The 24,598-nt window shown below is 62.4% G+C and carries 21 protein-coding genes; 15 read left to right on the forward strand and 6 right to left on the reverse strand.

Annotation, left to right across the window (positions count from 1 at the left end; translation table 11 throughout):
• Positions 1-276: 276 nt before the first annotated feature.
• The 6 genes from gap to HU736_RS12310 all read left to right on the forward strand — a co-directional run bounded on the left by gap (position 277) and on the right by HU736_RS12310 (position 7,040).
• Positions 277-1,278 (forward strand): type I glyceraldehyde-3-phosphate dehydrogenase, encoded by a 1,002-nt coding sequence (gene gap, locus HU736_RS12285; RefSeq protein WP_101316958.1) that lies wholly within the window; start codon positions 277-279, stop codon positions 1,276-1,278.
• Between the two features lie 143 nt (positions 1,279-1,421).
• Positions 1,422-1,934, forward strand: a complete 513-nt coding sequence (locus HU736_RS12290) for an RNA polymerase sigma factor (protein ID WP_103436221.1) — start codon at positions 1,422-1,424, stop codon at positions 1,932-1,934.
• A gap of 93 nt (positions 1,935-2,027) precedes the next feature.
• Positions 2,028-2,990, forward strand: a complete 963-nt coding sequence (locus HU736_RS12295) for a FecR domain-containing protein (protein WP_186697543.1) — start codon at positions 2,028-2,030, stop codon at positions 2,988-2,990.
• A 138-nt stretch (positions 2,991-3,128) separates the two neighbouring features.
• Positions 3,129-5,711: a TonB-dependent receptor gene (locus tag HU736_RS12300; RefSeq protein ID WP_186697541.1), complete on the forward strand. Its 2,583-nt coding sequence runs from the start codon at positions 3,129-3,131 to the stop codon at positions 5,709-5,711.
• 254 nt (positions 5,712-5,965) lie between these two features.
• On the forward strand, positions 5,966-6,574 hold the full coding sequence (locus tag HU736_RS12305) for a biliverdin-producing heme oxygenase (RefSeq protein ID WP_186697539.1): 609 nt from the start codon (positions 5,966-5,968) through the stop codon (positions 6,572-6,574).
• Positions 6,575-6,626: 52 nt separating this feature from the next.
• The gene (locus HU736_RS12310; RefSeq protein WP_103436217.1) at positions 6,627-7,040 is read left to right on the forward strand and encodes a YbaN family protein; all 414 of its coding nucleotides are present in this window, start codon (positions 6,627-6,629) and stop codon (positions 7,038-7,040) included.
• A 1-nt stretch (position 7,041) separates the two neighbouring features.
• Here HU736_RS12310 and arcD (HU736_RS12315) read toward each other — a convergent pair whose 3' ends face one another.
• Positions 7,042-8,469, reverse strand: a complete 1,428-nt coding sequence (gene arcD, locus HU736_RS12315; protein WP_186697537.1) for an arginine-ornithine antiporter — start codon at positions 8,467-8,469, stop codon at positions 7,042-7,044.
• 426 nt (positions 8,470-8,895) lie between these two features.
• On the opposite strand from arcD (HU736_RS12315), the gene arcD (HU736_RS12320) reads away from it, so the two are divergent.
• The 7 genes from arcD (HU736_RS12320) to HU736_RS12350 all read left to right on the forward strand — a co-directional run bounded on the left by arcD (HU736_RS12320) (position 8,896) and on the right by HU736_RS12350 (position 16,729).
• Positions 8,896-10,323, forward strand: coding sequence for an arginine-ornithine antiporter (arcD, locus tag HU736_RS12320; protein WP_103436215.1), 1,428 nt, complete (start codon positions 8,896-8,898; stop codon positions 10,321-10,323).
• Between the two features lie 31 nt (positions 10,324-10,354).
• Positions 10,355-11,611 (forward strand): arginine deiminase, encoded by a 1,257-nt coding sequence (gene arcA, locus HU736_RS12325; protein WP_186697535.1) that lies wholly within the window; start codon positions 10,355-10,357, stop codon positions 11,609-11,611.
• Positions 11,612-11,681: 70 nt separating this feature from the next.
• Positions 11,682-12,692, forward strand: a complete 1,011-nt coding sequence (locus tag HU736_RS12330) for an ornithine carbamoyltransferase (protein WP_101316942.1) — start codon at positions 11,682-11,684, stop codon at positions 12,690-12,692.
• A 106-nt stretch (positions 12,693-12,798) separates the two neighbouring features.
• Positions 12,799-13,728 (forward strand): carbamate kinase, encoded by a 930-nt coding sequence (gene arcC / locus HU736_RS12335; protein WP_103436213.1) that lies wholly within the window; start codon positions 12,799-12,801, stop codon positions 13,726-13,728.
• A 56-nt stretch (positions 13,729-13,784) separates the two neighbouring features.
• On the forward strand, positions 13,785-14,153 hold the full coding sequence (locus tag HU736_RS12340) for a DUF5064 family protein (RefSeq protein WP_186697533.1): 369 nt from the start codon (positions 13,785-13,787) through the stop codon (positions 14,151-14,153).
• A gap of 109 nt (positions 14,154-14,262) precedes the next feature.
• Positions 14,263-15,771 carry a transcriptional regulator GcsR gene (gene gcsR / locus HU736_RS12345; RefSeq protein ID WP_186697531.1) on the forward strand — a complete coding sequence of 503 codons (1,509 nt, stop codon included), beginning with the start codon at positions 14,263-14,265 and terminating at the stop codon, positions 15,769-15,771.
• A 100-nt stretch (positions 15,772-15,871) separates the two neighbouring features.
• Positions 15,872-16,729, forward strand: a complete 858-nt coding sequence (locus tag HU736_RS12350; protein WP_186697529.1) for an SDR family oxidoreductase — start codon at positions 15,872-15,874, stop codon at positions 16,727-16,729.
• A 54-nt stretch (positions 16,730-16,783) separates the two neighbouring features.
• Here HU736_RS12350 and HU736_RS12355 read toward each other — a convergent pair whose 3' ends face one another.
• Both HU736_RS12355 and HU736_RS12360 read right to left on the reverse strand, forming a co-directional pair.
• Positions 16,784-16,948, reverse strand: a complete 165-nt coding sequence (locus HU736_RS12355; protein WP_181003773.1) for a hypothetical protein — start codon at positions 16,946-16,948, stop codon at positions 16,784-16,786.
• Positions 16,949-16,959: 11 nt separating this feature from the next.
• The gene (locus HU736_RS12360) at positions 16,960-17,196 is read right to left on the reverse strand and encodes a PLD nuclease N-terminal domain-containing protein (RefSeq protein WP_103436209.1); all 237 of its coding nucleotides are present in this window, start codon (positions 17,194-17,196) and stop codon (positions 16,960-16,962) included.
• 469 nt (positions 17,197-17,665) lie between these two features.
• Here HU736_RS12360 and HU736_RS12365 point away from each other — a divergent pair, with 469 nt between their 5' ends.
• The gene (locus tag HU736_RS12365) at positions 17,666-17,875 is read left to right on the forward strand and encodes a hypothetical protein (RefSeq protein WP_186697527.1); all 210 of its coding nucleotides are present in this window, start codon (positions 17,666-17,668) and stop codon (positions 17,873-17,875) included.
• Between the two features lie 99 nt (positions 17,876-17,974).
• Here the strand turns inward: HU736_RS12365 and HU736_RS12370 are convergent, their stop codons facing one another.
• The 3 genes from HU736_RS12370 to HU736_RS12380 form a co-directional block, all read right to left on the reverse strand.
• Positions 17,975-21,124, reverse strand: coding sequence for an efflux RND transporter permease subunit (locus HU736_RS12370; protein WP_186697525.1), 3,150 nt, complete (start codon positions 21,122-21,124; stop codon positions 17,975-17,977).
• Between the two features lie 24 nt (positions 21,125-21,148).
• The gene (locus tag HU736_RS12375; RefSeq protein ID WP_186697523.1) at positions 21,149-22,408 is read right to left on the reverse strand and encodes an efflux RND transporter periplasmic adaptor subunit; all 1,260 of its coding nucleotides are present in this window, start codon (positions 22,406-22,408) and stop codon (positions 21,149-21,151) included.
• Positions 22,409-22,476: 68 nt separating this feature from the next.
• Positions 22,477-23,694 (reverse strand): TolC family protein, encoded by a 1,218-nt coding sequence (locus HU736_RS12380; RefSeq protein WP_437180463.1) that lies wholly within the window; start codon positions 23,692-23,694, stop codon positions 22,477-22,479.
• Between the two features lie 518 nt (positions 23,695-24,212).
• Between HU736_RS12380 and gcvH the strand changes: the two genes are divergently transcribed.
• Entirely contained in the window at positions 24,213-24,596 is a 384-nt protein-coding gene (gcvH, locus tag HU736_RS12385) for a glycine cleavage system protein GcvH (RefSeq protein WP_186697519.1), read from the forward strand.
• Positions 24,597-24,598 lie beyond the last annotated feature (2 nt).

Genomic DNA, 24,598 nt, shown 5'->3' on the forward strand with positions numbered 1-24,598 from the left:
GAACTCCAGGCTGACGGTAAGGGTGATCTGAAGCGGGATTTCCCCTCCCCCCGATTGCGACCTAGGCTCAAGTGAAACCTGCCTGGTGCACCGTGGAAGCAGCTCGCCCGACCACTCGTTGTATGTTTACACAAAATACTGCCATCAAAAGGGCTTGTTTTCTATCCCATAACGCATAATCTTGTAATTCCAATAACAAAATCGTTTCAGTGAATGCGTGCTCCACGGCAACAGACCTTGTGCCACAGCCTTCACCCGACTGCCAGAGGTATTACCATGACCCTACGCATCGCCATCAACGGATTCGGCCGTATCGGGCGCAACGTCCTGCGCGCACTGTATACCCAAGGCTACCGGCAAGACCTGCAGGTCGTCGCCATCAACGATCTGGGCGACAGCGCGATGAACGCCCACCTGCTCAAGTACGACAGCGTCCACGGCATTTTCGATGCACAGGTCGAGGCCGATCATGAAAGCCTGACCGTCAACGGCGACCGCATCGCGGTCAGCGCCATCCGTAATCCGGCCGAGCTGCCGTGGAAGGCCGAAGCCATCGACGTCGTATTCGAATGCACCGGGCTGTTCACCGACCGCGCCAAGGCTGCAGCACATTTGAGCGCCGGCGCCGGCAAGGTAATCATTTCGGCGCCAGGCAAGGGCGTTGACGCCACCATCGTCTACGGGGTCAACCATGATGTGCTGCGTGCCTCGCACCAGATCATCTCCAGCGCCTCCTGCACCACCAACTGCCTGGCGCCGATTGCCCAGGTGCTGCACCGCGAGTTCGGCATCGAGCAGGGTTTGATGACTACCATTCACGCCTACACCAACGACCAGGTCCTGACCGACGTGTACCACAGCGACCCATACCGGGCGCGTTCAGCCACCCAGTCGATGATCCCGAGCAAGACCGGCGCCGCCGAAGCGGTCGGCCTGGTGCTGCCAGAACTGGCGGGCAAGCTGACCGGCATGGCCGTGCGCGTGCCGGTGATCAATGTGTCGCTGGTGGATCTGACCGTCAATCTCAAGCGCGAAGCCAGCGCCGAGCAGGTCAACCAGCTGTTCCTCGAAGCCAGCCGCCACTCGCGGGTACTGGGTTACAACGCCCTGCCGCTGGTGTCGTGCGACTTCAACCACAACCCGTTGTCGTCGATCTTCGATGCCAATCACACCCGCAGTAACGGTCGCATGCTCAAGGTGCTGGCCTGGTATGACAACGAGTGGGGCTTCTCCAACCGCATGCTCGACAACTGCCTGGCGCTGCACAACGCGCAGTAAGGTGGCTCGCCCAGCAGGCAGCGCAGACATTGCGCTGCCTGCTGGGGCCGGACATAAGCCTCGCAAGGGATCAGTTTTAACGCTTGACCAATATGGGTGATGATAAGCATTATCATTAACCTCCGTATCGGCCAGGTCGCCCCGTGAGTCAGTCACGCTTCAATATCGTCTTCCTAACCCAACGCCTCAGCCTGCTGCGCACGCTGCAAGGCATGGTGGGCAACCCCAGTACCGCTGAAGACCTGCTCCAGGAAACCTACCTGCGGGTAACCCGCGCCCTGGGCGAACGGCCGGTCGAACACCTCGAGCCGTTCGTGTTCCAGACTGCCCGCAACCTGGCCCTGGATCACCTGCGCGCCCGCCGCGTACAAGCGCGCACGCTGGTCGAGGATGTGCCCGAGCAGATCCTGCACAACGTCGCCGCCCCCACCAGCAGCAGCGAGGACGCCGCCCACGCCGAGCAGTTGCTCAAGCACCTAAGTGTCAGCCTTGGCCAACTGAGCACGCGCCAGCAGCGCATCTTCATCCTCAGCCGCCTGCACGGCGCCAGCTACCTGGAGATTGCCGAGCAGTTGCAGGTTTCGGCGAGCACCGTGCAAAAGGAACTGAAACTGATCATGGCCATCTGCATGGGTGTGGCCGAGCGGCTCAAGTAAGCCGACCGCTGGCCCGCCAGGATCGGTAAAGCGCTTGCCTTGGCCCGTTGCAGCCCCGATCATTCGGCAAAATCCCCCAAGCAAGGACCCTTCGTGACCGACAGCCCCAGCCCCCGCCCGACACCTGCCGGGCCCGATGCCCGCGCGCGTGCCATGGACGAGGCACTGGACTGGCTGCTGCGCCTGCAATGCGCCAGCGCAGCAGACACCGCAGCCTTCGAGGCCTGGCTGAGCGCTGCGCCGGAAAACGCCGAGGCCTATGTCGAGGCCGAAGCGGTTTGGAACGGTGTGCCCCTGCGTCAGGCCGCCGGCCAGATCCACCAGGCCCAGCGCAACGCTCCAGCCGCTCGCCTGCGCCGCCACTGGAAGCCACTGGCCAGCGCAGCCGTGCTGCTGGTCGGCCTGTTCACCTTCGGCAACCTGCCGGTGCGGCTGCAGGCCGATCACCTGACCGTGGTCGGCGAGCGCCAGCGGCTGCAGCTGGACGACGGCACCAAGGTCCTGCTCAACACCGACTCGGCGTTTGCCAGCGATGTGCGCGACGGCCAGCCAGTGGCCCGCCTGCTACAAGGCGAGGCGTACTTTCAGGTACGCCGTGCCGGTGAGCAGGCGCTTGAGGTGCAGGCCGGGCCGATACGTGCGCAGGTCCGCGACACCGACTTTGCCGTGCGCTACCTGGATGGCCAGGCGCAGGTCCGCGTGCAGCGCGGCGATGTCGACCTGCACGCCGCCAGTGATCAGCACATTCGCCTGCGCGCCGGCGACAGCATCAGCGTTGGCCCGCAGGGTTTTGGCCAGCCCAGCCGCCCTGATATGCGCCAGGATCTGGCCTGGGTCGAGGGCCGCCTGGTGTTCGAGAACTGCCCGCTGAGCGAAGTATTGGCCGAGGTGCGCCGTTACTATCCGGGCTGGATCATCAGCCGCAACGGCGCGCTCGAGCAGGTTGCCGTGACCGGTAACTACCGCCTCGACCAACCGCTGGAAACCTTGCGCGCGCTGGCCCAGATCACCTCAGCCAGGCTGCATGAATACCCGGCGCTGGTGATCCTCAACTGAATCGCTGACTGCCGCCTTGATTATTTTTACGCGATCGCTACCCACAACACGTCTCGTTATAGCCAATGCAACTGATTCTTGTTTTTAAACAGGAACAAGCATCACCTATAACAGTTCGCGCGTCTGGGAGCGTTTTCGATGTCCACAGCTCAACTCCGCCCGTCACCCCGCCGCCTGGGACAGCTGTCTCTGCTGACCTTGGCCCTGATCGCCAGTGGCACCGTCAGCCTGCCGGCCCTGGCCGCAGAGCCGGCCCAGGCCAACAGCCCGCGCATGGGCGATTACCGCTTCAGCATTAGCCAACAGCCACTGGTTGCGGCCATCAACGCCTTCAGCCAGGTTACCGGCTGGCAGGTCGGCTTCAGCGCCGAGGTCGCCGAGGGTATCTCATCGCCCGGCGTCCAGGGCTCGCTGCCAGCCGAGCCTGCGCTGCAGCGTTTGCTGCAAGGCACCGGGCTGAGCTACCGCAAGATCGGTAACGGCAACGTGGTGCTTGAACGCCAGTCGGCCAGCAGTGTGATTGCCCTGCAGCAACTGACCGTCAGCGCCACCCGCAGCGCCCAGGATGTCAGCCAGGTGCCGAGCACCGTCACTGTGCAGACCCGCGAGCAGCTGGATCGACAGAACGTCAACGATATCCAGCAATTGGTGCGTTACGAGCCGGGTGTTTCGGTTGGCGGCACCGGCCAGCGCAGCGGCCTCAACGGCTACAACATCCGCGGCATCGACGGTGAACGGATCCTGACCCAGATCGACGGAGTGTCGATCCCCGACAGTTTCTTCTACGGCCCCTATGCGCAGACCCAACGCAACTATGTCGACCCGGAAATCGTCAAGCGCGTAGAGATACTGCGCGGCCCGGCTTCGGTGCTGTACGGCAGCAACGCCATCGGTGGCGCGGTCAGCTACTTCACCCTCGACGCGGACGACATCATCAAACCGGGCAAGGACATCGGCGCACGCTTGAAGACCGGTTACAGCTCGGCTGACGAAAGCTGGCTGACCTCGGCCACAATCGCCGGCCGCCAGGGCGATGTCGATGGCCTGCTGCACTTGAGCCAGCGTAACGGCCATGAGACCCAGTCCTATGGCGAGCACAACGGCACCGGGCTCGATCGCACCGCGGCCAACCCTGAAGACGTGCGCACTACCAACGTGCTGGCCAAGGCCGGCTGGAACTACGCCGACGATGCGCGGCTGGGCTTTACCTACGAAACCTACAAGGATGATCGCGATCAGAACATCCTCAGCGCCGTAGGCGGGCCGTTCATACCAGGCTTTGGCGCGATGAATTCATACCGCGCGCGCCAGGGCAATGACACGGTCACTCGCGAGCGGTTTGGCATCAACCATGAATTCGGCCTCGACAGCCTGTTCGCCGACCGCGCCAAGTGGAGCCTGAACTACCAGATCGCCAAGACCGATCAGCGTACCGAAGAGCTGTATGTCGCCTCGGGTCGCCAGGTAGCACGTGACCGCAAGACCACTTACAAGGACCGCCAATGGGTATTCGACGGGCAGTTGGACAAGTCCTTCAGCATCGGCCAGACCGACCATCTGCTGACCTACGGCACCACCCTCAAGCATGAAGAAGTCACCGGTACGCGCAGCGGCAGCGGCACCTGCCTGAACGTCGGCGGCAGCTGCACAGCGGTAGGCCAGGACAGCGCCCGCGATGGCCAGGCGCTGGTCAGCGACTTCCCGGACCCGACCGTCGACACTTACAGTCTGTTCGCCCAGGACGAGATTCGCTGGAACAGCTGGACCTTCCTGCCTGGCGCGCGCTACGACTACACGCGCATGCGACCGGAGATGACCGACGCCTTCCTGCGTGGCATTCAGGGCACCGGCGTTGCTCCGACTGCGGTCGACGACTCGGACAAGAAGTGGCATCGCCTGTCGCCCAAGCTTGGCGTAACCTACGCCTTTGACGACAACTACACCTGGTACGGCCAGTACGCCGAAGGCTTCCGCACGCCGACGGCCAAGTCGATGTACGGGCGCTTCGACAACCCGATTGTGGGCTACCGGGTAGAGGGCAATCCGGGCCTGGAGCCGGAAAAAAGCAAGAGCTATGAAACCGGCCTGCGCGGCAACTTTGCCGCGGGTAACTTCGATGTCGCGGTGTTCTACAACAAGTACCGGGATTTCATCAACGAAGACGCCGTGCAGTCGGCCAACCTCGGCACCACCTTCCAGGCCAGCAACATCAAGCACGCCACCATCAAGGGCGCCGAGTTCAAAGGCCGCTTGAACCTCGATCACTTTGGCGCATCGCAGGGCCTGTATGGCCAGACCTCGATTGCCTATGCCCACGGTCGCAACGATGACAATGGCCAGCCGATCAACAGCGTCAACCCGCTGACCGGCGTGTTTGGTCTCGGTTATGACCAGGCCGACTATGGCGCCCTGCTCAGCTGGACTTTGGTCAAACGCAAGACCCGCGTCGACGACAGCGCCTTCTTCGCTCCGGACGGCGCCAGCACCCAGTTCCGCAGCCCGGGCTACGGCGTGCTCGACTTGAGCGGTTTCTACAAGGTCACCGACGACGTCACCGTCAACGCCGGCGTGTACAACCTGACCAACAAGAAGTACTGGCAGTGGGATTCGGTGCGTGGCTACGACGGCCAGGGCGAAGCGGCGGTGACCCAGCCAGCCAACCTCGACCGCCTGACCATGCCCGGGCGCAATTTTGCCGTGAACGTGATCTGGGATATCTGACCTGCGCATTACCTGCTTACGCGGCCCCCTGTAGCGGCCTTGCCGGGGCGCCGGACCGGTCGGAAAGGGCTGCGTAGCGGCCCCAGGATTTGTGCAGCACCGCAGAATTGCTGGGCCCGCTTTGCGGGCCTTTCGCGACACGAGGCCGCTCCTACATCGACCTGCGCTGCCAGGATTATTGAGCATGAATTTTTACTGTGTTCAGCCCGCTTGTTCGTCTCGTAACTAGACCGCCCATTTTCCAAGGACCCACCATGACCAACGCTGCCAACGCCGAGCGCCCGCAGCTGCGCTCGCAACGCCTGAATCAGGCGACCAACGCTCCACACACCGAGCTCGACGCACTGGTCAAAGCCCACGCGCCGTTTGCCAACCGTGACAACTTTGCCCGCTTCGTGGTTGCCCAGTACCTGTTTCAGTCCGAGCTGCAGGGGCTGTACAACGATCCGCAGCTGACCCTCATCGTGCCCGACCTGGCCGCCCGCTGCCGCGCCGATCAGGCTCGCATGGACCTCGTCGACCTCAATACCGAAGTGCCGGCACCCGTGGCTGGCGCGTTGCAGGCGCCGAGCCTGGGCGAGGCACTAGGCTGGATCTTCGTCTCCGAAGGATCCAAACTGGGCGCCGCTTTTTTGATCAAGCGTGCAGTGGCACTGGAGCTGTCCGACAGCTTTGGCGCACGTCACCTGGGTGAGCCGGCCGGTGGCCGCGCCGAAGGCTGGAAACAGTTCACGCGCATCCTCGATGGCCTGGAGCTGTCCGCTGAAGAAGACGCAGCCGCCGAGCGTGCTGCAGTCGCCGCCTTCGAGCGCTTCACCGAGTTGCTCAAGCATGCCTACGCGGCAGAAGTCGCGCCGGCCTGATACGCTTTAGCCGGTCACCGCGGTGGTGACCGGCCGTTTTTGCAGTGAGACCATGACCCAACTTGCCCGCTCGAAACTGACCCGCCTGCTGTACGCGATCCTGGCTTATGTGAGCCTGGGTATCGGCTTGGTGGCGATTGTCATTCCGGGCCTGCCGACCACCGAGTTCATTCTGCTTGCAGCCTGGGCCGCGACGCGCAGCTCGCCGCGCCTGAGCGCCTGGCTGGAGAACCATCGGCTGTTCGGGCCGATCCTGCACAACTGGCGCAACGGCCGGGTGATCCAGCGCCGGGCGAAAATCAGCGCCACCGTGAGCATGCTGATTTGCGCCTGCCTGATGCTGACCTTTCTAGAGCACCGTTGGCCGGTGTTTCTGGCCATCGCCGGCATGAGCCTGGGCAACCTGTGGATATGGTCACGCCCGGAGCGCGTTCAGCCCGCAGCCTCCAACTGCAATGCCGGCTGAGCTAGAGCGTCAACAACCCCGCGTACAGCGCATACGCGGCCACGCCTGCACCTGCCAGCACCGCAGCGAAAATCAGCTTTTCCCAGCCGGTGAAGAGCGCCTGGCCCTGCTCGTGCTTGGCCCTTGCAAACAGAATCACCCCTGGCGCATACAGCAACGCCGACAGCAGCAGGTACTTGAGCCCGCCGGCGTACAACAGCCAGATCGCGTAGACCAGCGCCAGGCCGGCCACCATCAGGTCCTTGCGGCGCAGCCCGGCTTGCTCGGCATAGCCTTCACCGCGCAGCGCCAGCAGCACAGCATAGGCCGCCGACCACAGGTACGGCACCAGAATCATCGACGACGCCAGATAGATCAGACTGGTGTAGGTACCTGCCGAAAACAGCGTGATCAGCAAAAAGCCCTGGATCATGCAGTTGGTCAGCCACAGCGCGTTGGCCGGCACGTGATTGGCGTTCTCGACGGTGAGAAAACGCGGCATGGTCTTGTCCTTGGCCGTGGCGTAGAGGATCTCTGCACACAACAGCGCCCACGACAGCAGCGCGCCCAGCAGTGACACCGCCAGGCCCAGGCTGATCAGCAGCGCGCCCCATGGGCCGACGATATGCTCCAGCACCGCTGCCAGCGAGGGGTTCTGCAACCCCGCCAGCTGCGGCTGGGTCATCACCCCAAGCGACAGCACGTTGACCAGCACCAGCAAGGCGAGCACGCCGAGAAAGCCGATCACAGTCGCCTTGCCCACGTCTGAACGGCGCTGGGCCCGCGCCGAGTACACGCTCGCGCCCTCGATGCCGATAAACACGAACACGGTCACCAGCATCATGTTGCGGACCTGCTCCATTACGCTGCCGAACTGCGGGTTGCTAGCGCCCCAGAGGTCGCGGGTGAAGACTTCGGCACGAAACGCCACGGCGGCAATCACGATGAAAATCAGCAGTGGCACTACCTTGGCCACGGTAGTGATCAGGTTGATGAACGCGGCTTCCTTGATCCCACGCAGCACCACAAAGTGCACGCACCAGAGCAACACCGAGGCGCAGCCGATCGCCACCGGCGTATTGCCCTCGCCGAACATTGGAAAATAAAACCCCAGGGTGCTGAACAGCAGTACGAAGTAGCCGACGTTGCCCAGCCAGGCGCTGATCCAGTAGCCCCACGCCGAAGAGAAACCCATGTAGTCGCCAAAGCCGGCCTTGGCGTAGGCATACACCCCCGAGTCGAGTTCGGGTTTGCGGTTGGCCAGGGTCTGGAACACGAACGCCAGCGCCAGCATGCCTACGGCGGTGATGCCCCAGCCGATCAACACAGCGCCGGCGTCGGCGCGGGCGGCCATGTTCTGCGGCAGCGAAAAGATCCCGCCACCAATCATCGAACCCACTACCAGCGCAATCAATGCACCGAGTCGCAGTTTATTTCCAGGCTCGCTCATTGGGCGCCCACCGTTGGTTGATGTCATCTGCACGCAACAATTTTGAGTCCATATAAATAGCGCTGCATATGCGCTGTCGCCATTAAACGCTATAGCACTAATAGCAACACTGTCTATAGGCGATCCTGTGCGCCAATGGGAGGCTGCCGGGCAACTATAGCCTGCTGCAGTAATAATTTTTATTTACGCTGAAAATTTGCCTATCCGGTAAAAGCGGCTAGTTTGAAACATCGCAGGCAGAACAGAGTGTTTACTCTACATTGACATGGAGTTGCCGGTGCAAAGGCCTGCAGCAGAGCGGTCGGCACACTCCAGGAGACACGTTGGGCCTTGGCCTTACGTTGCCATGAACTGATCTACATCAGCGAATGCCGGCGGCGTCAGGTTTACCATGACGTCAACTTTCTCCTGGTACGGAGTCGTTAAATGTCTGATTCTCCCGAAAAACTTAAACTCGGCGCACTGGTCGCACTTGTGGTCGGCTCGATGATTGGTGGCGGGATATTTTCCCTCCCGCAAAACATGGCCGCCAGTGCCGGTGTTGGCGCGGTATTGATTGGCTGGGCAATTACCGCAGTGGGCATGTTGACCCTGGCGTTCGTATTCCAGACCCTGGCCAATCGCAAGCCCGATCTGGACGGTGGGGTATATGCCTACGCCAAGGCTGGATTTGGTGACTACATGGGCTTTTCCTCAGCCTGGGGTTACTGGATCAGTGCCTGGCTGGGCAACGTCGGTTACTTCGTGCTGTTGTTCAGCACGCTCGGTTATTTCTTCCCGGTATTTGGCGAAGGCAACACGCCGGCGGCGGTGATCGGCGCCTCGATCCTGCTCTGGGCCGTGCATTTTCTGGTGCTGCGCGGGATCAAGGAAGCCGCCTTCATCAACCTGGTGACGACCATCGCCAAGGTGGTGCCGCTGGCCTTGTTCGCGCTGATCTGCCTGTTCGCGTTCAAGCTCGACGTGATCACCGCCGACATCTGGGCGGTCGGCTCGCCGGACCTGGGCAGCGTGATGAACCAGGTGCGCAACATGATGCTGGTCACCGTGTGGGTGTTCATCGGCATCGAGGGCGCGAGCATCTTCTCCTCGCGTGCAGAAAAACGCGCCGACGTCGGCAAGGCCACGGTAATCGGCTTTATCACCGTGCTGCTGTTCCTGGTGCTGATCAACGTGCTGTCGATGGGCGTGATGACCCAACCGGAACTGGCCAAGCTGCAGAACCCGTCGATGGCGGCAGTGCTTGAGCATGTGGTCGGCCACTGGGGCGCGGTGCTGATCAGCGTCGGCCTGATCATCTCGCTGCTCGGGGCGTTGCTGTCGTGGGTGCTGCTGTGCGCCGAGATCATGTTCGCGGCGGCCAAGGACCACACCATGCCGGAGTTTCTCCGCCGCGAAAACGCCAACCATGTCCCGACCAACGCCCTTTGGCTGACCAACGCGATGGTGCAGGTGTTCCTGATCATCACCCTGTTCTCGGCCAGCACCTACCTGTCGCTGATCTACCTCGCCACCTCGATGATCCTGGTGCCCTACCTATGGTCGGCGGCCTACGGCTTTCTCATGGCGCTGCGCGGCGAAACCTACGAACAAGCACCCGGTGAGCGGCGCAAGGACCTGTTGATCGGCGCCATCGCCCTGATCTACGCGATCTGGCTGCTGTATGCCGGTGGCATGAAGTACCTGCTGCTGTCGGCGCTGCTGTATGCGCCTGGGGCGATCCTGTTCGCCAAGGCCAAGCGTGAACTGGGGCAACCGATCTTCACCAGCATGGAGAAGCTGATCTTCGCCGCGGTAGTCGTCGGCGCGCTGGTGGCGGCCTACGGCCTGTATGACGGTTTCCTGACCCTTTAATCACCGAATCTGCATTATGGAGGCAATCACCATGTCCACCGAAAACCTCAAGTACGGCGTCCATTCCGAAGCCGGCAAACTGCGCAAAGTGATGGTCTGCTCACCAGGCCTGGCGCATCAGCGGCTGACTCCAAGCAACTGCGACGAGCTGCTGTTTGACGATGTTATCTGGGTCAACCAGGCCAAGCGCGACCACTTCGACTTTGTCACCAAGATGCGCGAGCGCGGCATCGAAGTGCTGGAAATGCACAACCTGCTTACCGAGACCGTGCAAATCCCCGAAGCCCTGAAGTGGATCCTCGACCGCAAGATCACCGCCGACACCGTCGGCCTGGGCCTGACCAACGAAGTGCGCAGCTGGCTCGAAGGCATGGAGCCGCGCCGTCTGGCCGAGTTTCTGATTGGCGGCGTGGCCGGCGAAGACCTGCCCGAAAGCGAAGGCGCCAGCGTGATCAAGATGTACCGCGACTACCTCGGTCACTCCAGCTTCCTCCTCGACCCGCTGCCCAACACCCAGTTCACCCGCGACACCACCTGCTGGATCTACGGCGGCGTCACGCTGAACCCGATGTATTGGCCAGCGCGCCGTCAGGAAACCCTGCTGACCACCGCCATCTACAAGTTCCACCCACAGTTCACCAGCGCCGACTTCGAAATCTGGTACGGCGACCCTGACCAGGACCATGGCAAGTCCACCCTGGAAGGCGGCGACGTCATGCCGATCGGCAACGGCGTGGTCTTGATCGGCATGGGTGAGCGCACTTCGCGCCAGGCCATCGGCCAACTGGCGCAGTCGCTGTTCGCCAAGGGCGCGGTAGAAAAAGTAGTGGTCGCCGGCCTGCCCAAATCTCGCGCGGCGATGCACCTGGACACCGTGTTCAGCTTCTGCGACCGCGACCTGGTCACGGTCTTCCCGGAAGTAGTCAAAGAGATTGTGCCGTTCGTGATCCGTCAGGACAGCAGCAAGCCGTATGGCCTGGACGTGCGCCGCGAGCACAAGAGCTTCATCGAAGTGGTCGCCGAGTCGCTCAATCTGAAAGAGCTGCGCGTGGTGGAAACCGGCGGCAACGCCTTTGCCGCCGAGCGCGAGCAGTGGGATGACGGCAACAACGTGGTCGCGCTCGAGCCTGGTGTGGTCATCGGCTACGACCGCAATACCTATACCAATACCCTGCTGCGCAAGGCTGGAGTGGAGGTCATCACCATCAGTGCCGGCGAACTCGGCCGTGGCCGTGGCGGCGGCCACTGCATGACCTGCCCGATCATCCGCGACCCTATCGATTACTGAAATAGCCAGCACCCCGGCCGCGCTCACCAGGCGCCGGCCGGGTACCTCACCGAATCCAAGGAGAACTGTCATGGCGTTCAACATCCACAACCGCAACCTGCTCAGCCTGGAACATCACACCACGCGCGAGCTGCGCTACCTGCTCGACCTGTCCCGCGACCTCAAGCGCGCCAAGTACACCGGCACCGAGCAGCAGCACCTGAAGGGCAACAACATTGCCCTGATCTTCGAAAAGACCTCGACCCGCACCCGCTGCGCGTTCGAAGTGGCCGCCTACGACCAAGGCGCCAATGTCACCTACATCGACCCCAATTCGTCGCAGATCGGCCACAAGGAAAGCATGAAGGACACCGCACGGGTGCTCGGGCGCATGTACGACGCCATCGAGTACCGCGGTTTCAAGCAGGAGATCGTCGAAGAGCTGGCCAAGTTTGCCGGGGTACCGGTGTTCAACGGCCTGACCGATGAATACCACCCTACCCAGATGATCGCCGACGTGCTGACCATGCGCGAAAACAGCGACAAGCCGATCCACGACATCAGCTACGCCTACCTGGGCGACGCCCGCAACAACATGGGCAACTCGCTGCTGCTGATCGGCGCCAAGCTCGGCATGGACGTGCGCATTGCCGCGCCCAAGGCGCTGTGGCCGCACGATGATCTGGTCGAACGCTGCCACAAATACGCCGAAGAAAGCGGCGCGCGCATCACCCTCACCGAAGACCCGAAAGCGGCGGTAAAAGGCGTCGATTTCGTCCATACCGACGTTTGGGTATCGATGGGCGAGCCAGTCGAAGCCTGGGGCGAACGCATTCAGCAACTGCTGCCGTACCAGGTCAACGCCGAGCTGATGAAGGCCACCGGCAACCCGCGGGCCAAGTTCATGCACTGCCTGCCGGCGTTCCACAACTCCGACACTAAAGTCGGCAAGCAGATCGCCGAGCAGTACCCGCACCTGGCCAACGGTATCGAAGTGACCGACGACGTATTCGAGTCGCCGGCCTGCATTGCCTTCGAGCAGGCGGAAAACCGCATGCACACGATCAAGGCGATCCTGGTCTCGACCCTGGCTGATCTCTGACCGACCCGCTGGGCTGGCGTGGCCGTTGCGAGGTGAATTGCTGCTTTTCCACGTTCACCCGCAGCGGCCAAGCCGTCTGCTCCTCTCTGCCAAAGGACACTTGACCATGCGTATCGTTGTTGCACTGGGCGGCAACGCCCTGCTCCGCCGAGGCGAGCCTCTGACCGCTGACAATCAGCGAAGCAACATCCGCACCGCCACCGAACAGATCGCCAAGATCCACCCCGGCAATGAACTGGTCATCGCCCACGGCAACGGCCCACAGGTCGGTTTGCTGTCGCTGCAGGCCCAGGCCTACAAGCCGGACGAAGCCTACCCGCTGGACGTGCTTGGCGCTGAAACCGAAGGCATGATCGGCTACATGATCGAACAGGAGCTGGGCAACCTGCTCGACTTCGAAGTGCCGTTCGCCACCCTGCTCACCCAGGTCGAAGTCGACGCCAACGACCCGGCCTTCAAGGACCCGACCAAGTTCATCGGCCCGGTCTACAGCAAGGAGGACGCCGAGCGTCTGGCCAAGGACAAGGGATGGGTGGTCAAGCCTGACGGCGACAAATTCCGCCGGGTAGTCGCCAGCCCGAAACCCAAGCGCATCTTCGAAATCCGTCCGATCAAATGGTTGCTGGAAAAACGCAGCATCGTGATCTGCGCCGGTGGCGGCGGCATCCCCACCATGTACGATGACAACCGCAAGCTCAAAGGCATCGAAGCGGTGATAGACAAGGACCTGTGTTCGGCCCTGCTGGCTGAACAGCTGGACGCTGACCTGCTGGTCATCGCCACCGACGTCAACGCCGCGTATGTCGACTTCAACAAGCCCACGCAGAAGGCGATTGCCCAGGCTCACCCGGATGAACTGGAGCGGCTTGGCTTTGCCGCAGGCTCGATGGGACCCAAGGTGCAGGCTGCCTGCGACTTCGCCCGCAACACCGGCAAGGTCGCGGTGATTGGTTCGCTGGCCGACATCGAAGAGATCGTCAAAGGCAGTGCCGGCACCCGAGTGTCCACCGCCAAGCCTGGAATAAGCTACCGTTGATTGCAGTTGGCGGGTGCCGGTCGCCCGCCGTTTTCACACCTTTGCGAGGAGCTATCATGGCCAAGTTCGAGCCAGGTCACGTGCATATCGAGCGCATGGCGCTGCACAACCAGGATCACAGCTACGACCTCAACATCAACTACGAAGTGGCCACGGACCCCAAGGACGGCGCCGGCATCCAGTTTCATATGCACGGCAGCATCGAAGGCAAGCCGGTCGAGGAGACGTTCTTTCTGGCCAAGGATCAGGTCCTGCCGAGCTTTCTCAGCATCGCCACGCGCAAGGCCCAGAGCTACATGCCGCAGCCGAAAAAATTCGAGAGCATGGGCTCGTCGCACAAAATCTATGACCTGATGTTTGAAGACATCCGCCAGAAGCTTGCGGTCAAATCCGGCGACTGCGTCAAGCCTGAGCACCTGGAATAGCCTTTACGGCGACAGTACCGCCGGCAGTTTTGTTGATGCACAAGGCTTGAAGCCTGAGGCGGGCGCGGCATACTGAGCGCCTCTGCGGCCACAGCCTTGTACGCTCCCCATGCGCATTCACGTCAGCTTCATCGACCGCGTCGGCATCACCCAGGAAGTCCTGGCCCTGCTCGGTGCCCGCCATCTCAACCTGGACGCCGTGGAGATGGTCCCGCCCAACGTCTACATCGACGCCCCGACTCTCAGCCCGGCCGTGCTCGAAGAACTGCACGATGCCCTGCTGGAAGTGCACGGCGTGCAATCGGTGGAAGTGGTCGACATCCTCCCCGGCCAGCGCCGCCACCTGCAGCTGGATGCCTTGCTGGCAGCCATGAGCGACCCGGTGCTGGCCGTCGACAGCGCCGGCAAGGTGTTGCTGGCCAACCCGGCGCTGATCGCCCTGTGCGGGCGCGAGTCGGCCGGGCGTTCGGTTGGCGAGCTGTTCAAGGACCCGGCCCTGCTGCAGGCGCTGCTGGACAACAACTTCCACCTGCCGATGCGCGAGATGCAGTTCGACGGCCACAGCCTGCTCCTGGATGCCACACCGATCACCCATGCCGGTGGCCTGCTGACGCTGTACCCGCCCAAGCGTATGGGTGAGCGCTTGTCGGCGCTGCACCATGATCACGCCGAAGGCTTCGATGCGCTGCTCGGCGACTCGCCGGCCATTCGCACCCTCAAGGCCCGTGCCCTGCGCGTAGCGGCGCTGGATGCGCCGTTACTGGTGCATGGCGAAACCGGCACCGGCAAAGAGCTGGTGGCCCGCGCCAGCCACGCCCTGAGCAGCCGTCAGGGCGCGCCCTTTCTGGCTCTCAACTGCGCCGCGCTGCCCGAGAGCCTGGCCGAGAGCGAACTGTTCGGCTATGCCCCGGGCGCGTTTACCGGCGCGCAGCGCGGTGGCAAGCCGGGGCTGATGGAGCTGGCCAACCAGGGTACGGTGTTTCTCGACGAGATCGGCGAAATGTCGCCGTACCTGCAGGCCAAGCTGCTGCGTTTTCTCAACGACGGCAGTTTTCGCCGGGTCGGTGGCGATCGCGAGGTCAAGGTCGATGTACGCATCATCAGCGCCACCCACCGTGACCTCGAACGCATGGTCAGCGAGGGCAGCTTTCGCGAGGACCTGTTCTACCGCCTCAACGTGCTCAACCTGCAAGTGCCGCCGCTGCGCGAGCGCGGCCAGGATATTCTGCTGCTGGCGCACTATTTCATGCAGCAGGCCTGCACGCAGATCCAGCGCCCGACCTGCCAGCTCGCCCCAGGCACCCATGCAGCGTTGCTGGCCAACCCGTGGCCGGGCAACGTGCGCCAATTACAGAACGTGATCTTCCGCGCTGCGGCCATCTGCGACAGCGACCTGGTCGACATTGGCGACCTGGACATCGCCGGCACCGCGGTGCGCCGCGGCCAGGACACCGAGGTAGCCAGCCTTGAGCAGGCAGTCGGCGATTTCGAGCGTGAACTGTTGCAGCGCCTGTACCCCAGCTATCCCTCGACCAGGCAGCTCGCGGCACGCCTGAACACCTCGCACACCGCGATTGCCCAGCGCCTGCGCAAGTACGGGATTCCAGGCAAACCCTAGCGTTCGACCACTGGTCGCGTTGATCGCGCATGCACTCCAACTCCCGCGGATGGGCTCCTTCCAATATCAGGAGTCTTCAATCTCAACAGGAGTACTGACCATGCGCGATTACCCGACCCCGCCGTTCCCGACACAACCGCAGGCCGTCCCCGGCGAGCAACAGAAGATGCAACCGGCCCCTGATAGCGGTGAGCACAGCTACAAAGGCAGTGGCCGCCTGCAGGGCAAGATCGCCCTGATTACAGGCGGCGACAGCGGCATCGGCCGCGCCGTGGCGATTGCCTATGCCCGTGAAGGCGCCGACGTTGCCATCGCTTATCTGAATGAACACGAAGACGCCCAGGAAACTGCCCGCTGGGTCGAACAGGCTGGCCGCCAGTGCCTGCTGCTGCCAGGCGATCTGGCGCACAAGGCGGTGTGCTACGAAATTGTCGACAAGACGGTGGAGAAGTTTGGCCGCATCGACATCCTGATCAACAATGCCGCGTTCCAGATGTCCCACGAAAACCTTGAAGACATCACCGATGACGAGTGGGTGATGACCTTCGACGTGAACATCACGGCCATGTTCCGCATCTGCCAGCGCGCGCTGCCGTCGATGGCCAAGGGCAGTTCGATCATCAATACCAGTTCGATCAATTCCGACTCACCCAAGCCTACCCTGCTGCCCTACGCCACCACCAAAGGCGCGATCGCCAACTTCACCGCAGGCCTGGCGCAGATGCTGGGCAGCAAGGGCATTCGCGTAAACAGCGTCGCACCTGGCCCGATCTGGACACCATTGATCCCGGCGACCATGCCGCTCGAACAGGTCAGCGAATTCGGTACGCAAACGCCGATGGGCCGCCCTGGCCAGCCGGTCGAAGTCGCCCCGATCTATGTGCTGCTGGGCTCGGATGAGGCCAGCTACATTTCCGGTTCGCGCTATGGCGTGACCGGCGGTAAGCCCATCCTGTAAACCCCGCAAAAAAAGCGGCGCGCATCCCGAGAGATGCGCGCCGCTTTTTCATTTTTATTTGCGCTGCTGGTCTTCCTGGCGTGCTGTTTTCTGCGCGGTCGAGTCATGCTCAGTGCCCGTCGAGCCGTCTGGCCGGCGTGCATCGTTGTCGCGCTCGGCCTCTCCTGCGGGCTTGCTCGGTGTTTGTTGCTGGTGTTGTTTATCGGCGGGGTTGCGCATACTTTTTTCTCCTAGCCTTTGCTGTGGTCGGGTGATGAGGGGCCCGTGCCGCGCTTGATCCCACGTGGCCCGGCAATGCCCCAAATAGCCAGGCCAATTACCGGCAGGACGACCAGCAGCAACGCCCACATGATCTTGGTGGCGTCAGCCTTGTCACTGCGAAACACACTGACGATGGCCCACAGGTCAAGCAGCAGGATGATTGCCGCTACGGCAATCCAGAAGTACGTGAGTAGGTCAGCGGACATAAGCTTCGACTCCCGTTGCAATGGATTGAGTGATTGCGCTCAGCGCGTTGTTCATCAGTGGACGGTTTGCCCTACCGCGACGTCTGCGGTTGGCAACGCCTGACTGCGCGGCATGTCATTGGGCAGCAAACTGCCCACGCCGAACACAGTCCTCAGGCTTAGGTCAGGCTTTGTCAGACGCTGGGCGATACCGCAGCACAGCGTCACCTACCTATTGGGAGAAAATCGGTTAAAGATCGTGCCCGTATTTTTATCAAAGCAAGACGAATGGTCAGGTAATGAAAGTTCAAAAATTGAATTCAACTAACGCTGCACTAATCGTTAGCGCGCCGATTACCCGGTGCCGTTATGAGCGCGCCAACCTAACCAGACTGTAATGGCCAACTCACCCTCGCGTTAACTTCGCCTGGTTAATCTGCATGCGAGAGAAACCGCCGTTCCCGGCAGGTTGACGATAGCGAGGTTAATTATGAAACTGCTGAAGTGCATGGCCATGGCCAGTTTGCTGATTGGAATGGCCGGCACCGCATATGCTGAAGGCGGGCATGAGCGCGTCAAGCAATTCAATCAGGATTTTCGTACTGAGCAGGCACGACTGTGGGACAGCAAGTCGTTGCGCCAGGATGACAAAGAGCAAGTTGCGCAACAGCCGAAACAGCCGCGCATTGAAAGTAAGTAGTGATACAAATAACGGGGCCGCTGCGCGGCCCCGCTCTATTCAATCTTCAATAAAAAACCCACAATATGCATTGTGGGTTTTTTGTTGTAGGTAACTACCTCAAGTCTTCTCTGCCTCATCATCACGCCGATGCACCCAGTGATACAGCGCCGGCAACACCAGCAGCGTCAACGCCGTAGACGACAGAATCCCGCCAATCACCACGGTCGCCAACGGCCGTTGCACCTCAGCGCCGGTGCCGGTGGCCAAGGCCATCGGGATGAAGCCGAGCGACGCCACCAGCGCCGTCATCAACACCGGTCGCAACCGGGTCAGCGCACCTTCATCCACGGCCAGCCTGACACTGCAACCCTCCTCGCGCAGCCCACGGATGAACGCGATCATCACCAGCCCGTTGAGCACCGCGACCCCGGACAAGGCAATAAAGCCCACCCCAGCCGAGATCGACAGCGGGATATCACGCAGCCACAGTGCCACCACCCCGCCGGTCAGGGCAAAGGGAATCCCGGTGAACACCAGCAAGCCGTCCTTGAGGTTGTTGAACATCAAGAACAGCAAGGTCATGACCAACAGCAAAGCCACCGGCACCACGATCTGCAGCCGCTTGGCCGCCGACTGCAACTGCTCGAACTGGCCGCCCCAGCTGGTCCAGTAACCTGCCGGGATGGCGACCGTGCTGGCCAGGGTCTCGCTGGCCTGCGCAACGAACGAGCCAAGGTCACGCCCGCGCACGTTGGCGCTGACCACCACCAGGCGCTTGCCGTTCTCGCGGCTGATCTGGTTGGGCCCCAACTGCAGGTCCAGGCTGGCCACCTGCGACAAGGCGATGAAGCCAATCTGCTGGGCCCCGCTGGCGGCGCTTGCCGGCACCGGGATCAACAGGCTGGACAGCCCGGCAACGTCGGTGCGCAAGGTCTCCGAGAGGCGCACCACCATGTCGAAACGGCGGTCGCCTTCATACAAGGTGCCAGCCTCACGGCCACCTACCGCGATGGCGATGGCATCCTGCACAGCGCCCATGCTCAGGCCATAACGTGCGGCCTTGTCACGGTCGATATTGATGGTCAGTACCGGCAAGCCGGTGGTCTGTTCGACCTTGACCTCGGACGCACCTGGCACGCCCTGCAACGCCGTGGCGATCTTGGCCGCAGTGCGGTTGAGCACATCCATGTCATCGCCGAAAACCTTGACCGCAACATCACTGCGAACACCGGAGATCAGCTCGTTGAAACGCAACTGAATCGGCTGCGATAGCTCATAGTTGCTGCCCGGCACGCTGGCGGCTGCCTTCTGCACCTGGGCGATCAATGCCTCCCGCGACAGGCTCGGGTCGGGCCACTGACTCTGCGGCTTGAGCATGATGTAGGCATCGGAGATGTTCGGTGGCATCGGGTCGGAGGCGATTTCGGCGGTGCCGGTACGGGCAAATATCCGTTCCACCTCTGGGACCTGCTCGATGATGGCTTTTTCCAGACGCTGCTGCATGTCGACCGACTGGGTCAGGCTGGTGCCCGGCACCCGCAACGCCTGCAAGGCCAGATCGCCCTCGCTCAGGCTGGGGATGAACTCGCTGCCCATGCGCGTCGCCAGCACGCCGCTGAGCAGTACCAAGATGAATGCCCCGGCGAAGGCAAACCGGCGATGCTCCAGCACCCAGCGCAGCACCGGCTGGTAGCCCTGGCGCGCGGTGCGCATGACCACGCCTTCCTCTTCCTTGACCTTGCCGGTGACGAACATGGCAATTGCGGCAGGCACGAACGTCACCGACAGGATCATCGCGCCGAGCAGCGCCAGCACCACGGTGAACGCCATCGGGTGGAACATCTTGCCCTCGACCCCGGTGAGGGCAAAGATCGGCAGGTACACCACCATGATGATCAACTGACCGAAGATCAACGGCCGGCGCGCCTCGCGGGCCGCCGCGAACACCTCATGGAAACGCTCGGTCTTGCTCAGCATGCGCCCGTGCTTGTGCTGGGCATGGGCCAGACGCCGGATGGCGTTTTCCACGATCACCACCGCGCCGTCGACAATGATGCCGAAGTCCAGCGCGCCCAGGCTCATCAGGTTGGCGCTGACCTTGTTGTTGAACATGCCGGTGAAGGTGAACAGCATCGACAGCGGGATCACCATCGCCGTGATCAACGCCGCGCGGATATTGCCGAGGAACAGGAACAGAATCACGATGACCAGAATCGCCCCTTCGATCAGGTTCTTCTTGACCGTGGCAATGGCTTTTTCGACCAGATTGGTGCGGTCATAGACGGTGACCGCCACCACGCCCTTGGGCAGCGTGCGGTTGATCTCGGCGAGCTTGCTGGCAACCGCTTGCGACACACTGCGGCTGTTCTCGTTGATCAGCATGAACACGGTGCCGAGCACCACCTCACGGCCGTTCTCGGTGGCAGCGCCGGAGCGCAGCTCCTTGCCGATGCTGACTTCGGCGACATTGCTGACGCGGATCGGTGCGCCGCCAACGCTGCTGATGACGATGTTGGCGATGTCATCGACAGTGCCCACCTGGCCAGGTGCGCGGATCAGCAATTGCTCGCCACTGCGCTCGATGTAGCCGGCGCCAACGTTGCCGTTGTTGCTTTCCAGGGCAGTCAGCAAATCATTCAAGGTCAGCTTGTAGGCAGCCAGGCGCTTGGGATCGGGCGCAATCTGGTACTGCTTGGCGTAGCCGCCAATGGTGTTGATTTCGGCAACCCCGGGCACGTTGCGCAACTGCGGCTTGATGATCCAGTCCTGGATCACCCGCAGGTCGGTCGGGGTGTAGGGCGTACCGTCTTCCTTCAGCGCGCCAGGCTCGGTCTCGACGGTCCACAGGAAAATCTCGCCGAGCCCGGTCGATACCGGGCCCATGATCGCCTCGACGCCTTGCGGCAATTGCGCCTTGGCCACCTGCAGACGCTCGTTGACCAACTGCCTGGCGAAGAAGATGTCGGTGCCGTCCTTGAAAATCACCGTGACCTGCGACAGGCCCGAGCGCGACAGCGAGCGGGTCTGCAGCAGCCCCGGCAGGCCGGCCATGGCCGTTTCCACGGCAAAGGTGATGCGCTGTTCGGTTTCCAGCGGTGAATAACCTGGCGCGGCAGTGTTGATCTGGACCTGGACGTTGGTGATGTCCGGGACCGCATCGATGGGCAGTTTCTGGTAGCTGTAGACCCCGACCGCAGCCATGATCAGCACTGCGATCATGACCACGATGCGCTGCTCGATGGCGAATCTGATAAGACGTTCAAACATGGGCAATCTTCCTTTCGCGGCGCATCAGTGGCTGTGCTCGGCAGTGGCCTTGCCCAGCTCCGACTTGAGCGTGAAACTGCCACTGGCAGCGACCTGGACACCGGCTTGCAGGCCCGTGGTTATCTCCACGTAACCGCCGTCACGCCGACCAAGGCTGACCGGGTGCGCCTCGAAGCCGTCGACGCTGCGCACGAATACCGCAGGCTGTGCTTCGAGGGTTTGTACAGCCGACTCGGGCACGGCCACGGCGACCTGGGCCGACTGCGCCGTCACCGCGATATTTACGAACAGGCCTGGGCGCCAGGCCCCCTCGGGATTGGTCAGGGTGACGCGCACGGTTGCCGCGCGGTTCTGCTCACCGAGCAGGCTGCCGACATAGCCGACCTTGCCGTCGACTTCGGCATTCATGTCTGGCGAGGACACTTTGACCGCGCGGCCGGTGGTGACCTTGTTCAAGTCACTGGGCGGCACCGCAAACGTCGCCCAGACCTGGCTGAGGTCCGACAGAATGAACGCGTTGGTGGCCTCGCTGACCACTTCGCCGACGCTCAGGTGCTTCTCCACCACTACTGCATCGAACGGTGCTCGCAGTTCGTAGCGGTTGCCGCCGGCGGCCCCGATGGCAGAGCCGATTGCGGCGATTTTCTGGCGGGCATTGGCCTGGGCAATCTCAGCCTCTTGCAGGGCCTGGCGGGCCTGCAGGTAGTCCTGCTCGGCAGAAATCTTGTCCTGCCACAACTGTTGTTCGCGGGTGAAGGTCAGCCGGGCCAGCTCGAGCCGGCGCTGGGCGGCCTGCTGTTCGCTGCGCAGGTCGGAGATCTGCTGGCTGGCGATCACCGCCAGCACCTGGCCCTTGCGCACCGCCTGGCCGAGATTGGCGTGCACGCTTTCGACCACGCCAGGCACCCGTGGCACCACGTGCGCGGTGCGGTCTTCGTCAAAGCGAATCTCCCCAGGGAAGCTCACCACGGTGCCGAGCTGGCGTGGCCCCGCAAGGGCGAGGACGATGCCCGCCGCCTTGATCTGCTCGGCACTGAGAGTCAGCTTGCCCTCCTCTTCTCCATGGCCTGCTTCGGTGTGCTCGTCTTCAGCGCCCTCTAGGTGGTCGTGATCATCCTCGCCTGAGTTTTTGGCTGGCGTCGCCTGCGTCTCGGCATGGCCATGATCGTCATCCTTGCCATGGGCATCGGCGTGCTGCTCGGCATTCGAGCTCCAGAGCAGGCTGCCCAGGCCGAGGGCGGCCACGGCGGCCACCGCGAGGGCGATCTTGCGTGTGTTGTTCATTGCTACTCCTGCTGATCGTGGGCAGTGACGGGCTCAGCCGCCAGGTACCGAATAAAGCGTCTGGCCGCTCAACGCGCGGCAACGGCACCATCAAGGTCGCCGTAGATCCGTTCCACTTGCGCCCGGGCAGCACTGGCGGCGCCCAGCGAGTCGAGGTACTGGCCGCGTGCGGTGATCAAGGTGCGCTGGGCATCGAGCACTTCGATAAAGCCGAACTTGCCCATTTCGAAACCGCGAGTGGCGCTGTCGAGCGCCTGCTGGGCTGCCGGTAGAATGGTCTGCTCGTAGGTCTCGACCTCGTGCATTGCGCGGGTCCATTGCAGCAGCGCGGTCTGGGTTTCACTGCGCAGGCGCTGCTCGACCGCGTTGCGTTGGTCGCGCGCCTGATCGGCGCGGCGCGCCGCCGAGAGCACGTTACCCTGGTTGCGATCGAACAGCGGCAACGGCATCGACAGGCCGACCACGTTGACCCGCTCGCGCACGGCGCGGTCGTATTGGCTGCCGACACTGACGGTGAGGTTAGGTACGCGCAGGGCCTTTTCCGAGCCAAGCGCGGCATCGCTCTGGTCGATCACGGCCAACGCGTGGCGCATCTCGGCGGTCTGCTCGAGCCGGGCCAGCAGGTCGACGGAGGATGGCGGCAAGCCAGGCGACAGGCTCGGCGCATCCAGCCGCTGAACATCGGCAGTGGCGCTGCCGCTGATCAGGGCCAGGTTCTGGTAAGCCATGGCCTGTTCGGTTTCAGCACGGCGCAACTGCAGGCGCGCTTCGGCCAGCTCGACCTGGGCGCGGGTCGCCTCGACCGGCGACGACTTGCCCGCCCGCACCCGGCCATCGACAACCTTCAGGCCGCGTTCGCCGAGCTGCTGCGACTGGCGCGCCAGATCGACCCCGACCTGCGCGCGCAGCGCGGCATGAAAGGCCTGCACAACATCGGCGCGCAGACTGTTGACCTGACGCGCCAGCTCCAGCTGGGCGACGCTCTGGCCGTAGCTGGCAGCTTCGATGCGCGCACCACGCTTGCCACCCAGCTCCAGCGCCTGGCTGAGCGTGATCGTGGTCGTGCTGCTGTTGCGGTCAGTGTCTTCAACCTCGTAAGACAGCTCAGGGTTGGGCATGACCCCAGCCTGGTCACGCGCACTTTGAGCGATCCCGATTTCCTGCCGGGCAGCTGCCAACTGCGGGTTGGCCGCCATGGCCTGGGCCAGGGCCTGGGTCAAACTCAGGCCCTGGGCCAGTGCCGGCGCGGCCAGGCCGGCGCCGAGCAGGGCGCAGACAGCCAGCAGCCGGCACGCCCAGGCTGGCTTGCTGATCAAGGTGGAACGGTTGAACCGGGGCACGGTAAGGGTCCTCTGCACACATTTCACTGAAACCTGGCAAGCACCCTGCGGCCGCCGCCAAGCCCTGTTGAATCAAGTGCAGGCACGCTAATGAACGGCAGCTATCAGCGCGGTGGCGGCAACATTACAATTTTGCAAGGAAGTGAATGCGGCGTGACTTTCCAGCGAGTCCCGTTGACGTGGTCGGGCAACAAGCAAAACTCACGTAGCGATTTCGATACATCGTATCGAATACATTCCAGCCTGCGAAAGCCCTCCCTATGCAAGGGTTTGATACACCTAAGCATTTTTACACCGCTTCACCCGTATCGAAATCATTACAATGTTCATCACTCGCTGTTCCGAAATAAACATAAGCCACTGAATTAACTAGTAATTTTATAACTGGCAACGTTATTGCTAACCAATCCTCTACCAAGAGCGCGGACGACCGCGCCAACGCCCTGTTTCTTTGAGGAATCCCCATGAGCGAATTGCGTTTCACTGAAGATCACGAATGGCTGCGCAGCGAAGCCGACGGCAGCGTCACCGTAGGCATCACCGCCTTTGCCCAGAACGCCTTGGGTGACGTGGTGTACGTGCAACTGCCTGAGCTGCAGCACTACGAGCAAGGCGCAGAAGCCTCCACCGTGGAATCAGTGAAAGCCGCCAGTGGCGTGTACATGCCGCTGACCGGTGAAGTGCTCGAGGTCAATCAGCAACTGGCTGAAAACCCTGAACTGGTCAACGAAGACCCGTTGGGCGCAGGCTGGTTTTTCCGCTTCCAGCCGGCCGATGCCGACGCCGTGGCTAAACTGCTTGACCAGGATGCCTACGACCGCCTGATCAAAGCCAACGCTGACGCTTGAGG

Origin of the sequence: Pseudomonas shirazensis (assembly GCF_014268785.2) — a bacterium.
Classification (GTDB): Bacteria; Pseudomonadota; Gammaproteobacteria; order Pseudomonadales; family Pseudomonadaceae; genus Aquipseudomonas; species Aquipseudomonas shirazensis.